A 13,365-nucleotide genomic window follows, 5' to 3' on the forward strand; every position below is an offset into this window, starting at 1 on the left:
AACAAATTGATGAAGATCGAATCAAACTGATATAACGATCGTTATTTTTGACTATTATACTGCGACCAAAAATCAAGCAATCTAAAATATGACGAGATTGCTTCTTTCATAGTTTGAAGGTAAGCATCACGTAATTGGTCCCATAATGCGTAATAGTCAACAACATTATCTGAGTTTGTTGTGGTTGAATTCATTGGAGTTCCTTCTGGTTTGACTAAAGCTGGAGTTCCTTCTGGTTTGACTAAAGCTGGAGTTCCTTCTGGTTTGACTAAAGCTGGAGTTCCTTCTGGTTTGACTAAAGCTGGAGTTCCTTCTGGTTTGACTAAAGCTGGAGTTCCTTCTGGTTTGACTAAAGCTGGAGTTCCTTCTGGTTTGACTAAAGCTGGAGTTCCTTCTGGTTTGACTAAAGCTGGGTCGTTTGTTTTAGAGCTGGCCTTATCTTCTGCTTCTCTTTTGGCCTTATCTTCTGCTTCTCTTTTGGCCTTATCTTCTGCTTCTCTTTTGGCCTTATCTTCTGCTTCTCTTTTGGCCTTATCTTCTGCTTCTTTATTGGGTATTACATATCCTTTAGGAAGTGTCATAATTGAAGTGACGTATAAGAAGATTAATGTTTTTCTAAGATTCTATGAAAACAATTAATCACTTTGATCCAACCATATGGTGTGCTGAACCATGAAGGAATTTACAACATGTATAGATTCATCTCACTATCCAAAAAAATATTGACCATTTTAAGAAATCCAAACCTATTTCTTCTTCTTTACAGTACATATAATAGATAAGCCAATTCTTTTGCCAAATATTCTTTCAGTATACTTGAGCACCGGAACAACAGAATCCAATATCTTGACTCCCGTCCTACTTACTTTTGGTTTCTTAAACAAGTTACCATTCAGATACCACCCTATCATTCCCACGGTATTGAAATAAAACGTCTTATCAATAACAAATCCAGTTTTTCTAACTTTATATTCTAATTCTTTCTTGGTATATCTTCTATAATGGCCAATATTTTTATCAATAATATTATAAAGAAATTTATGACAAGGAACCAAAACAATGAGGGTTCCTTTCTCTTTTAGCATATCGTATAACTGGGCAAATGCAAATTCATCGTTTTCCACATGCTCTAAAACATTCACTGCCAATATTGAATCAAACTTTTTATAACCAATTCTTTCGTAGTCAATTCGTTCATTAAGATCTAATCTATATACTACAACACTCCCATTAGATGAAAATTTTTTCTTTAGTAATTCAACATACATAGATGAGATGTCGGTAAATGTTAAATTGGAATTAGGGAAATCTCTTGTTAATTTTTCTGAAAACGTTCCTATACCACTTCCTATTTCTAGAATGTCTCCATACAGTGAAGATGATATTTCTTCGTACATCCAGTCATTGAAACGATGACTATCTGACATTAATTCTAAATTTTCGTGGCCTGTATAGTGTCCAGCATCGATGTCCATAGCCTCTTTATATGAAACTAGTCATTGAATATAAGGAATGTTATCTCTCTAGACTTTGAAATGTATTAGTTAATTTTAGGTCCATAATTTAAGCAATTTAACAAAAATAAATTTTAAATTACCTTCCGTTGTGTTGATTCTTTAATAAAGAAATGTTAAAAGGTCTTTTCAAGAGACCTATTTCTTTCATCAACACTATAGCGATAAACGTCGTTATCAATAATACTATCGCAATGAATATTGATCCAAAAGTACAATAAATGTACCCATCAATAGAACATGGTGCTAATCCATAAGCGACCCAATTCCATGTAGTACCAGCGTACATTTCTGGCTGAATCGTGCTTACATAGCCTTCAAATAAAGATTTAACATGTAAAATTATGGGAGAGTAATAGGGATTCCATGTCATTATGTCTAGGCTGTTAGGTAACGTTGACAGACTCTCTCTTTCCCATCCATACATTATTCCATATTGATACCAAACAAGTTTTCCTAACAGGTTTACCACAAAACCGGAAATACATAATGAGACCAGTGCAATAACTTTTAAGTTTAACTTTTGACCAAGTCTCATAAAGGCACTTCCAATAACTAAAGTGACAAATGGCAATATTGGTATTAAATATCTAGGACCCCACGCAACCCCACCACTCCAAGAAAAAGGTTCAAAATCAAAAGATAATGTTCCTACATATATCCAATTTAGTATGATAATGTAGGCAAATAATATAACTAGTCCTTTGTTTTGATTCTTCAAGTACTTAAAGCCCCATGGTAACAAAATTGCCAAAGGGAAGAAGACAAGCATGCCTGCACCAGGACTAATGAGTAAACCAATTAACCCTCTCCATCCATCATGCATTTCAAGAGAAGAAAATGAACCATATCCAAACTCGGTAAAAGAATCAAATCTCAAATAATTAACTAGGCCAGCAAGAAATACCATTATAGCAAGGGCCATCAAGAAATAAACAAATGTTTTCGTGTTCTTATTGTGCCTTCGTGTAGTAGTAATAAAAAAGTACAATATGAACCCCGGTAGAAAAATTATGCTTGTTGGATGTGCAAATATCGATAATCCCAAAAATATACCGCCTAACAATGCAAAATATATACCAGCCTTCTTATTGGGAGGCATAGAGAAAAAATGACAAATAAATGAAGAATTAGAATGTAAGGATTTATGAATATAATAAGCCGCCAGTATCAGAGTTAAAGCTTGTAGAGGCTGAACCCAAAATGTTGTATTATATGGCCAGATAAAGGAACATACTCCAAAGACCAAGCTCAATGCAAAAGCTAGTTTTTTTGATCTGTAAAGATCAATAGAAAAACAGAATATGACTACACATATAGCTGAGATGATCATAGAATTTAAAAATAAGCCAATCAAAGCAATAGGGGAAACAGAAAATAACAGAGCAGCATAGTAGAACGGAACTGCAATAGCAGAAAGGATCAATGATCTTACTGTATATACTGGTTCAATTATTGTATCTATACCATTATTAGAACTATTTTCATTTTGAAGAATTTTGTTTGTATTTATAGTATAGTTTATATCAAAATTAAGCTCTGCAATGCTGGGAACTAATGGATCTAATTTTGCTGTATGTTTTAAGACCATGCTCTCAGTGACAAAAAATGTTTCCATACCATCCCACCAGTCAAAATGTCCACCACTTGATGCAATATTTACTAACAAGAAAAAGCTGAAAAGAAGAGCTACTAGTTTCCTACTAATACCTATGTGCATCATCGTCAAGTCAAGTCATTGAAAAGTCTATTATAGATTATAAGAGTTTTGTGGCAAATTTCAATTACATGAAAACAATCTCGATATATCTACTAACATGCAAAGAAAGTAAGTAAGGAATTAATGTCATCCTCTGCATTTTGCCATTAGTAGATATTTCATACCAAATCATCAATTAATTAATTTGCCTATTGCTTTTTTCATTCTTTGTTATCAAGTATTCTAGTCTTCTTCTTGATCTTACTACAAGCTCAGAGAGAAGACCTACTACTAGAGAAATTGTTCCAGTAACAAACAGCAGGGATGAAAAGACTACAGAGGGCATAGATAAGATCTCACCTGTAGTTATTTTTTCATTCAGTACAAATAATCCTGGATATAACCCTACGATAAAAAACATCAGTGAAATCAAGCCAAAAAATTTTAAAGGATTTACATTCATCAAAATAAATAACAGTGTCCTAGCGATCCTTAATCCGTCTTTTATGGGATTCAATTTTGTCTGTGAACCCTTTCTTACACCATAGCTTATTGGAACCTCAAGAATTCTAAATCCTTTAGCAAGAGCCTCAACGGTCATTTCCACTTCAATCTCAAAACTGTCACTGAATAAAATCAATTCTTTAAAGGTTGTTGTATATAACGCTCGATATCCCGATAGTGAATCAGTAATTCGAGATTTCATGGCGAAGTTTATTGTTCGATTGAATAATTTGTTACCTAGTGCATTAAACCCTGATATAGATCCCTTTTCTTTTTTACTATCTCCATGGATCCTTGAACCTACGACCATGTCAGCTTTATCTTCCAGTAGAGGTTCTAGTAACAATTCAATTTCAGGAATTGAATATGTCCCATCTCCATCAATAAAGATGATGATATCCTCACCTATTTGATCGACTGCTTCACGTATTGCACTTCCTTTTCCTTTTCTTCTCTGAAATATAATTTTTGTATTCTTCTTCTCGCAAATCTCTACGGTATTGTCAATAGATCCGCCATCTACTATCAATATCAAAGGTTTGGGACTTAAATTGAGAGAATGAATATTATCTATTAATTCACCGATAGTAGGTGCCTCATTCAATGTAGGGATAATAATTGCAATACTCTTGTCCCCATCGTTCATATCTTGTTCAAATTAGGATGCTGTCCGATATATAACCGATTATTAATTAATAATTGCTTTGTTTTTAAATTCATTTCATTTACAAGCAAATACAAATACTAAATATTAGAATGCGACGTTAATTCGGTGGCTGCTTGGTCTGATATTAAAAATCCGATATCAAATATTGAATGAAAGATGTATTTTATGAGTAGATGAAAGCAAGGAAAAGAATCGGTGGATCGTCTATTGTATAGTCGTTTACATAATAATGTATCAAATAAACACTACGAAAAAAGAGAGACAAAAGAAAAGGAAAAGAATTTGACTGTTACCTCTAACACTTCTTCTCTTATCTTCATGAACCTTGCTGAAAGCACTAATTGAATTTACTCCACTACTATAATTGAATTTGTCAGTACCCTGTACCTGTACCTGTACCAAGACCAGGACCAAGACTAGCACCGCCAGTTAGAAGGCAGTCATTCTTACCCGATTTAATTCTTACGTCTCCAACTCCTCCATTGATCAGGCAAATCCCATTGGAGGTTCAAAATTAAATGACAATTCTTACATTATTTCCTTGAGTTTGAGTACGCCATTGCCATTTAACATGCAAACGAAAAAATACCAATAATTATACAGAATGAGTCCTACGATGCTTTGATTTAGATTTCTTGTATTTGGGATAATTTGTGTGAAATACTGCTCGAAGTTGATTTATCAATTACACCTAATCAGAGTTAATATCTTCTCGAAATTTTTTCTACACTTTTCATGTTTATACATTGATAAGAGATTTAGAAATGTAGTTTTAGAATTATGGTAATTATGAAACGCATTTACTTGTTCTGATATATATCCCTTAAAAATCAAACCTTGTAATGCAGAGGTTACGTTATTAACTTTTCTTTTACTACTTGCACTCTCAAAATCAACTATTGTACATTTTAATCCATCAGGGGAAATTATGACATGATTATCTAATTTATTTAATTGACCATGATCTATTCCCATTCCATCTAATACGTAACATTGGTTCAAAATATCAATTACAATATGTCTGACCAAATCTGGATTTGGTCTGCAAGATAAGAACCATTTTTTTGCAGGTATGCCTTCAATGCATTCCATTAACATAATATTTTTTGTATGCAAATGGACCTTTGGTCCTATATTATGCAGATTGACATATTTATAAAAATTAAATTCATTTTCCATTTCATTTCTGCAGGAATCGGTTCTTCTAATTTTGACGGCCATTGTATTATTTTCATAATCAATAACCTTTAGAACCAAACCCTCATTACCTTTTCCCAAAATGCTAACAGAATTTAAAATAGTAGGGCCCTCTAATATTACAAATTTTATATTCAATGAAAGTAGTTCGTTAATTCTGGTTTGATATTCATCTGCACTAAATCTTGGATAACATAATAGATCGGTTAATTTACTTGATGATAAAACAAATTTATTAGAAAATTCTGTCATCAGTATGTATCAAATCGGATATAGTATTATTTACATGCATATCAAGTTTATGATCTTGATTCAAGAGATACAAGTTGTAGGAATTTATAAAATCGGTCTTCAGTCCCCTTGGAATCCCTATCAAAGTAGGATTATTTGCAAAAGCAGATTCAAGATATTTTTTTATATCTGTATAGTTCCTAAAAAAAAGACATTTGGTAACAGAGTCATTGTCTATCCATTTTAATGGAGATTGCTCATTAGCTTCGATGAATTTTTCAACATCCTGTTTTCTAAGAATTTCTGGGCCGGCCTTAATAGATAAAGAAGAAATCGTGGCTGATTCGAGCAACAATGTTATAACACAGTGATTTTCTTTTTCATTGACGCTACAAGTTGATTTCAAGATTTTAAAGCCATATGACCCTGAAAATCTTACAATCGATTTTGTTAGTTTTTTGAGTTGTCCCCAGATAACATCTGCAGGTCTATGTGTATATCTAAATTCGATTATCAAAATACATGATGACAACGAATTTTTAAGACGATCCTCAACTGCAAAGTTGTTATTAGCAGAAAAATATTTTGTATTTGGATTTATCATAAATTTTCTTGAAGCTTGAATCAAAGTTGCAACGGAACGAGTTGAGATTGCACTACCCAAATTTCTATTTTGATCGATAGGATCTAAAATTACGATGAAGCTGTTATGAAGATCATTGTGCCTGTTTTGAGGGATTGTAGTTTTATCGATCCTAATAATCAATCCATTTTCATTATACTTTGAAAAAAATTCAATGGTCGACAAAAAAGTTCCAAATTTTAAGATCAATACTTCACACACATAACCACTAAATCCTTCAGTAGAAATCTCCGCCCCATAGATGTTTAGGGATTTTAAAAATCTCTTTAGAACTCTGACTTGATTTTTCTGATCTTGATCCAAGTTAGTAACCATATAAGAGGTATGAAATGGGGAACGATCTGCAGCACTTTTCCATCTCCCAAAAGGGACATCAAAACAAGGAACCACGTTCACTTTTATCCCGTCCACTATAACTTCTACATAAGGGTGATCGGCATAGCGAAGATATGGAGAATACTCCATTAAGGATTGCATTCCTATTTCTTTTCCATAGGTTTCAAAATGATCATAGTCAATATCACTATTAAATTTGATAAAGATATCAATATCGGCGGAGTTTCTAAGCCAAGTTCCTTTTGCAAAGGAACCGCCAAATACTATATCTGTAACATAATTATCTAGGTTATGATCCACTATGTATGAATAAAGTTTCTTTTTTACTATGTTGGCACAATTTACAAGAACGTTTTCTTCAAAGGATGAGGGAATACAATCTATTAATATTTGTTCGATTAAATTATTGATATTTGTACTCTTCATTTCTTTAAACAGCATCAATAATTAATAAATCAGAATATACCGGACCTTCAGGTGTAAGGATACTCTTCTTGAGTTTAATGTTTTTAACTTGATCGGCGTAATTAATATTTAGAAGATCTGGATTGAAGGTCTTGGAAATTTTGAAACGTTGCCTTGGACGAAAAAGGGTAATGTGAGGAAAGAAAGCAGTTTTTTCCTCTGCTATATAATTTTGAAATCTATCATTGGGCTTGTTGTTGACTTGATCTAGCAATTTTGATATGATATTGTAAAGGTTATTTAATTTTTCAGTACTTGGTCCGTCCACTCCTAGCCATATGACTCTGGGATTGGTGGAATTTGGTGGAAAACAACCTGCTTTGATAAATCTTATCTCAAATGGTTCAAACTTCATAGCACTTAAATTTTCGGTTACATCTTTGATTGCAGATTCATCAATATCGCCCAAAAACCTGATAGTTATATGAATATTAGCTTTTGCAACTGGTCGAATGTTAAATCTGTCAAACTCAAATTGCTTCATAATCATATTTTGGAGGTGGACTACCTTGTCTACGTTGAGAATGTCTATTGCAATAAAAGTTCGCATAAAATGATTGAACTAAACTCTTAATATATTAATTCGTAAATTCCTGACAGAATTAAAAGATAAATAACAAAAAAAGTTCATAAATAAAGTGTTGGTTGATTCAAATCAATTTGTTGTTTGTTTAACTGGGATGCCAGGGGCAGGAAAATCAACTGTAGCTAGATTTCTACAAGAAAACGGATTTTACCCTATTGCTATGGGAGACGTTATAAGAGAGAAGGCAAAAGAGAATAACCTGCCACTAGATGATTATAATCTAGGCGAATTAATGAAAAATTTTAGAAAGACTCATGGAAATGAAATTATTGCAAAGCTAACAGTCAAGAAAATTACTGATTTAAAAAATATCGATTTTATCGTTGTCGATGGAATCAGGAGTTATGATGAATTCATCATCCTAAAAAGTATAGGGTATGTAAAATTATTAGCTATACATGCCTCTTCGGATATTAGATATGACCACATCAAACAGCGAGATAGATCTGATACACCAGCGAATCACGAAAATTTCATGCAAAGAGATGAGCGGGAAATGAGTGTAGGAATTAGCAAAGCAATAGCTTTAGCGGACGAATCAATCTCTAATAACAATATAACTGTGAATGAGCTCAGAGAGCAAGTGGAGTGGATCATCAAAAAGTGGATTGATGAATACAATAACAGTAAGCAAGAAAACAACATTACTACTACCCCATCATAGATTTGAAATGGAAAATAATCACGTTGAAATTACGATTATGACCCCAGTGAATGTGACTGAGGACAGACAAAAGGTAATTTTTTCACTCAATAATATTTTTCCTAAATCAGAATTGATAGAAAAGAAGAACACTATATCTATAAAAGAACACGATTTCAAAGTTTTAGAAAAGCTTAAAGAAAAAATAAAATCCAAAAAATCATTAGCTGTCTTACAAAGAATTCTCTACAATAATTACCACATGGAAAATACATGGTTCTTAATAAACAAGCAAGCAGCCTTTGTGGATGTTGTTGCACTAATAGAAAATGAAAACGAATCTCCATTAGGACCAATAAAAATATCCATCACTGGATGCAACCTAGAGGTGGTTAATGAATGGTTCGAAAGTTAAGAGAAAATTAAATGTGTTATATTATTCGGCCGACAGATCCCAATAATTTGCATCTTTGAATTCTGTTTTGGGTTTTCCAAGTGATTTCCATTCTTTAAACGATTTCGGATAAAGTTTTACATTTGAAATACCAGCAGTTTTTAATGCAAAAAATGTCAATCCAGACAGAGTACCAACACTTCCACAATAAGTAATGATTTCATTGTTTGAATCAATACCCCTATTCTCTAGGAATCGTTTAAGTTCAGAAGGATTTCTCAATATAGAATTTTCAGAACGCAGCATGGTATAGGGAATATTCTTTGAATTTGGGATATGTTCGGTTAAGAAATTCAATCTTTCTCTTGAATCAATTATTATTTTGTTTTTATCATTCTGGGCATTTTCTATATATTCGGCATCGGCAAATATAGAATAGTCAATATCCATAGAATGTGAAGTTTTAGGATATTTATTTGATTTTTTCTCAACTTCTAATCCTAGTTTTTTCCAATTATCAAAAGTTACCTCCAATAATGCAACGTTACTATGACCTACGTACTTGAACGACCATGCTACCCTGGAGGCTAACGCTCCAAATGTATCATCGTATATCACTACAGGCGTATCATCAGATATTCCCAGATTATTTAGAATTTTGATTATAGATTCGGGATCATCATTAGATAACAATTCAGCCAATGGTAAAGAAACGGCAGTTTTTATATGACCTTTTAGGTATTCATCCTTTTTTCTTACATCTACAATTCTAACTTTATTTTTTTTAATTAGAGTTCTTAGAGTGTCAATATCACACACATTATTCAAAGCAAGTGAAGACGATTTACTTTTTTCACGCTTTTTTAATATCTTTATTTGATTATTTTTTTGCTTGAAAGTTCTATTCAAGCTGCACATTCGCCTCTTGCTGTTTTCGCAACAAAATTGGTGTCCGTTCCATAATCTTTATAGAAATCAGGAGCCGATGTAAATGCAGGCAATTCGATTATGGGCAATAGAATCTTTTTCATATCTTCAAGATTCTTAACCTCGCTAGTTCCGTTTCCCATAGAGATTTTATGAATCCATTCATTTAGTTTCTCACCATTTTTTCTTTCCTTCTTAAATATATCGATTATTTTAAGGACGACTTCTAACACCTTCTTAGCGGGTACTCGCATTACAGCCTTGCCTAATTCACCGTCTTCTCCAGTGCTCCCATCAAAAAGCATTGTGTATATAGGCACCATAGACGTTCCTATGCGTGATGCACCACCATAAAAGCCAATAGTAGCCACTTCATGCTGACCACAAGAATTAGGACACCCGCTGATTTTAATAGTTGAATTCACAAAGTCATTGTCCTTGTCGACATTAAGTTCTAAGAACTTGCTTTGAATCTCTTTAGCCAATCTATGTGAATTGGTAATAGCAAGGTTGCATGATGTAGTTCCAGAACAGCCCACGGTAGACACAATTGTATTTGCACCCGGATTTCCCAATCCACTTCTAGATAATCTCTGAAAGACTTTTGGCAATTGATCCGCCTTTATATATCTAATTAAGAAATTTTGCTGAGGATTCGTACGTGCTTTCTTCTCTAATGAAAACTCTCGAATACAATCTGCAAGAACACGTAATTGGCTCGATGTGATATCACCAGCACCTAAGGAGATATATACACTGTAAAAACCAGATTGTTTCTGGGTGACTACATTTGTATGAAGCCATCGGTCATATGGGGTATCATTTGGTTCGGAGCTTAATACAGGTAATTTCCTTTTCTTGCCATTGGCCGACAAAGTTATTGCATCAGGATTGGCTGCAGTTGTCTCAGCTGCCTTCAAAAAGCTTTCAAAATTATTTCTTGTAGGAATGGATATCGTAGCTTCCACCAATGTGCGCTCTTTTAGTAATAATTCCCTGAATTTTTCCCACCCAATTTCGCTAACTAAATAACGCATTCTATTTCTAGCGAGATTTTCCCTATTTCCTAGTCTATCATATAGTCTAATGGTAGCGATAGATGTTGACAATAGTCGTGATTCTGGAGTGAACTCTTCTAACAGATGACCTATGAATGAAGCAGCACCCAAGCCACCTCCCAAATATACGCGAAAACCTCTTATCCCATCCCTGATAGTTGGAACTAACCCTACATCCGCAATACGGACATAACCATGTTTGGAACAACATGAAAAATTAAATTTGAATTTTCTAGGAAGATTTTGACAAATAGGATTTCGTAAAAAAAATCTTGCAATTGCCTTAGCATAAGGAGTAGTATCAAATGGCTCATTCGGACATACTCCTGCAAAATGGCTACACATTACATTTCTAATAGTATTACCACACGCTTCTCGCGACGTAAGTCCAACTTCAGCCAAACCTCGAAAAACTTCGCTAACATCTTCTAACTGGACCCAATGCAATTGAATATTTTGTCTAGTTGACACATGAGCAGATCCGATTGAAAATGATTCTGATAAATTGGCGATCTTTTCGAGCTGATTGGGTGCAATATCTCCACCAGGCACTTTTATCCTTATCATACTGAATTCGCTATTTAATCTAGACCCATAAGCACCATTTTGTAATCTAAAACGCCTAAATTCATCGGCATTCAATTTATCTTGGCGATAAAGTTTTACTTTATTAGCAAAATATTCAGATTCTTCTGCTAGACCCCATTTTTCATTCGTTTCAGATTCTTTATTTTTTGATGAAGAAAGAACATCATATTCAATAGATTTTGCCAAGGTTAATACAATAATGGATTAACAAACCTTATATTTTTTATGGAACATGCATATTATACAAAAAGCAATCAATTTTTACACCAAATAAAGAAAATCAATTTAGAAAAACTTATAGTTACAATTATAAATTTATTATTTAGGTGGGGTCGTAGCGAAGCCAGGCATCGCAACGGGCTCCAGATCAAATAAAAGGGCAAATATTGAAGAAACCCGTGGATCAGGGGTTCAAATAATATATTAGAATATATTAGAACAATTCCCTTCGGCCCCATCTTGTTATTGGATTAGTACTATCATCTTTACATTATTTAAGAGCATAACAGAATTAGTTACTCTGAAAGGAAATAGAGTGAAGTGTAGAAACCTGATGGTCTTTAATTTACTCAGGTCAGATGATAAATTGTATCGATATGTACGATGGATAATTATTATTAAAAGTCACAATCAGACTATTTTGTTTTCTTAAAGCTAAAGTAACAAGAATGACATCGGTCCTTTCCGTAGATAACTCCAATTCTGCCACATTCAGAGCATTTTTTTTCATTATCAACGGTAGAATCTAACGATTTTATCTTCTGAATACATCTATCACATAAAGGAGCATCCAGGTTATGGCTTGATATGAAAACATCTCCACATTGTGAACATCTGAAACTATAAATTTTTCCTTTTGGTTTCCATTTTTTAAATGGATTGGCAGTAATAGAATATAATATTTTTCTAAAGGGATTTGCCATAAAGTATATAATAATCATACAATCACACATTTTAGTTTAATGGCTAGGGAATAATTAACTAATGAAGGTTAGATAGACTATATTTTTCTGTACAGTTGTCTATTTCCTATTCTAATAAGAAAAACTCCCACCGAAATCAGAATCAAAGAAATAAATAAGAATGTAGGATTAATTGCCTGTTTAAGTAAATTAGGCGCATCCAATATATAGTCACATGTAGTTTCACAAATCTTTGTAACAGGAAACAATAATAGTATCAATCCAAACAAAATGAGCATAATGACACCGATTGTAGAGACCACTGCACCTATTTTTATAATTCTACGATAATTTAATGTGGCAATCATTTCGAATAGAATTAAGTCAATATTCAAGTTTTGATGTGTCGATTGTAACGTATCTATATTCACTATTTTTCGAAACTCGATTGAGTTGTTTGTTGTAGTAGTAAAAAGGAACATTATCGTTTACATGTGAATCCCAAATTTTATGGACTTGATCAAAGTAAACTTTTCTCTTTTTTTGTTTACGTCTTATCAATTCATGACTCAATACATGAGATATTTTTGAGCAATTATTATCAGCAAAATACCTTTCAACTTTGAAATTTGAGGAAAAAACCTTGGGTCTAAACCAAGTAGTTAGGCCAAAATTCTCACCATGATAACCTTCCAAATGACAATCTGTCCACATGGGTTTAAAGTAAGTAAGATAAAAATGAAATATTGAAGAGCCTCTTTCTTTATGATCTCTTAAAAGATAGGCCAAGTTGACACGGTCAAATAGTTTTCCAGGAATCACTGGTAATATATCTGCCTCCACAGCAAAATCCTCATGAAATTCATGCTTGATCCACCATTTGAAAAAACGTGTCAAAGATGAAACATAATCCCAATCTTCCTCGTACCGCTTCTTCCATTCCTCTTCCTTTGACACATAAATAAAAAATAGTTTATCTTGCACCATAAGATAAACAGCATACATCAATAA

General features: G+C 33.2%; 14 protein-coding genes and 1 tRNA gene. 4 read left to right on the forward strand and 11 right to left on the reverse strand.

The window, feature by feature from the left end; translation table 11 throughout:
- Positions 1-41: 41 nt before the first annotated feature.
- The 4 genes from ACMT7R_RS05920 to ACMT7R_RS05935 form a co-directional block, all read right to left on the reverse strand.
- Positions 42-581, reverse strand: coding sequence for a hypothetical protein (locus tag ACMT7R_RS05920; protein ID WP_415310709.1), 540 nt, complete (start codon positions 579-581; stop codon positions 42-44).
- A 165-nt stretch (positions 582-746) separates the two neighbouring features.
- Positions 747-1,475 (reverse strand): class I SAM-dependent methyltransferase, encoded by a 729-nt coding sequence (locus ACMT7R_RS05925; RefSeq protein WP_415310710.1) that lies wholly within the window; start codon positions 1,473-1,475, stop codon positions 747-749.
- A 118-nt stretch (positions 1,476-1,593) separates the two neighbouring features.
- On the reverse strand, positions 1,594-3,237 hold the full coding sequence (locus tag ACMT7R_RS05930) for a hypothetical protein (protein ID WP_415310711.1): 1,644 nt from the start codon (positions 3,235-3,237) through the stop codon (positions 1,594-1,596).
- A 172-nt stretch (positions 3,238-3,409) separates the two neighbouring features.
- On the reverse strand, positions 3,410-4,363 hold the full coding sequence (locus tag ACMT7R_RS05935) for a glycosyltransferase (RefSeq protein WP_415310712.1): 954 nt from the start codon (positions 4,361-4,363) through the stop codon (positions 3,410-3,412).
- Positions 4,364-4,579: 216 nt separating this feature from the next.
- Between ACMT7R_RS05935 and ACMT7R_RS05940 the strand changes: the two genes are divergently transcribed.
- Entirely contained in the window at positions 4,580-4,729 is a 150-nt protein-coding gene (locus ACMT7R_RS05940; RefSeq protein ID WP_415310713.1) for a hypothetical protein, read from the forward strand.
- A gap of 336 nt (positions 4,730-5,065) precedes the next feature.
- Here ACMT7R_RS05940 and ACMT7R_RS05945 read toward each other — a convergent pair whose 3' ends face one another.
- From ACMT7R_RS05945 to thpR, 3 genes are read right to left on the reverse strand one after another with little or no spacing between them, the layout of a single operon-like run.
- Positions 5,066-5,833, reverse strand: coding sequence for a hypothetical protein (locus tag ACMT7R_RS05945; protein ID WP_415310714.1), 768 nt, complete (start codon positions 5,831-5,833; stop codon positions 5,066-5,068).
- Positions 5,817-7,217 carry a CCA tRNA nucleotidyltransferase gene (cca, locus tag ACMT7R_RS05950; protein ID WP_415310715.1) on the reverse strand — a complete coding sequence of 467 codons (1,401 nt, stop codon included), beginning with the start codon at positions 7,215-7,217 and terminating at the stop codon, positions 5,817-5,819. The genes ACMT7R_RS05945 and cca overlap by 17 nt, the downstream gene beginning before the upstream one ends.
- Positions 7,218-7,221: 4 nt before the next feature.
- The gene (gene thpR / locus ACMT7R_RS05955) at positions 7,222-7,806 is read right to left on the reverse strand and encodes an RNA 2',3'-cyclic phosphodiesterase (RefSeq protein WP_415310716.1); all 585 of its coding nucleotides are present in this window, start codon (positions 7,804-7,806) and stop codon (positions 7,222-7,224) included.
- 91 nt (positions 7,807-7,897) lie between these two features.
- Here thpR and ACMT7R_RS05960 point away from each other — a divergent pair, with 91 nt between their 5' ends.
- Together ACMT7R_RS05960 and ACMT7R_RS05965 are read left to right on the forward strand one after the other, a co-directional pair.
- Positions 7,898-8,506 carry an AAA family ATPase gene (locus tag ACMT7R_RS05960; RefSeq protein WP_415310717.1) on the forward strand — a complete coding sequence of 203 codons (609 nt, stop codon included), beginning with the start codon at positions 7,898-7,900 and terminating at the stop codon, positions 8,504-8,506.
- Between the two features lie 7 nt (positions 8,507-8,513).
- Positions 8,514-8,900: an RNA-binding domain-containing protein gene (locus ACMT7R_RS05965; protein WP_415310718.1), complete on the forward strand. Its 387-nt coding sequence runs from the start codon at positions 8,514-8,516 to the stop codon at positions 8,898-8,900.
- A gap of 21 nt (positions 8,901-8,921) precedes the next feature.
- Here ACMT7R_RS05965 and ACMT7R_RS05970 read toward each other — a convergent pair whose 3' ends face one another.
- A complete protein-coding gene (locus ACMT7R_RS05970; protein ID WP_415310719.1) occupies positions 8,922-9,788 on the reverse strand; it encodes a sulfurtransferase in 867 nt (288 codons plus the stop codon).
- On the reverse strand, positions 9,785-11,431 hold the full coding sequence (locus ACMT7R_RS05975; RefSeq protein WP_415311639.1) for a nitrite/sulfite reductase: 1,647 nt from the start codon (positions 11,429-11,431) through the stop codon (positions 9,785-9,787). Before ACMT7R_RS05975 ends, ACMT7R_RS05970 begins: the two co-directional genes overlap by 4 nt.
- A 349-nt stretch (positions 11,432-11,780) precedes the next feature.
- Between ACMT7R_RS05975 and ACMT7R_RS05980 the strand changes: the two genes are divergently transcribed.
- Positions 11,781-11,909 (forward strand) — tRNA-Trp (locus tag ACMT7R_RS05980).
- Positions 11,910-12,087: 178 nt separating this feature from the next.
- Here ACMT7R_RS05980 and ACMT7R_RS05985 read toward each other — a convergent pair.
- Complete coding sequence (locus tag ACMT7R_RS05985; protein WP_415310720.1) at positions 12,088-12,393, reverse strand: hypothetical protein; 306 nt, start codon at positions 12,391-12,393, stop codon at positions 12,088-12,090.
- 345 nt (positions 12,394-12,738) lie between these two features.
- Positions 12,739-13,311, reverse strand: coding sequence for a hypothetical protein (locus ACMT7R_RS05990; RefSeq protein ID WP_415310721.1), 573 nt, complete (start codon positions 13,309-13,311; stop codon positions 12,739-12,741).
- Positions 13,312-13,365: the final 54 nt, after the last annotated feature.

The sequence above is a fragment of the Candidatus Nitrosocosmicus sp. FF01 genome, from assembly GCF_047711275.1.
Classification (GTDB): Archaea; Thermoproteota; Nitrososphaeria; order Nitrososphaerales; family Nitrososphaeraceae; genus Nitrosocosmicus.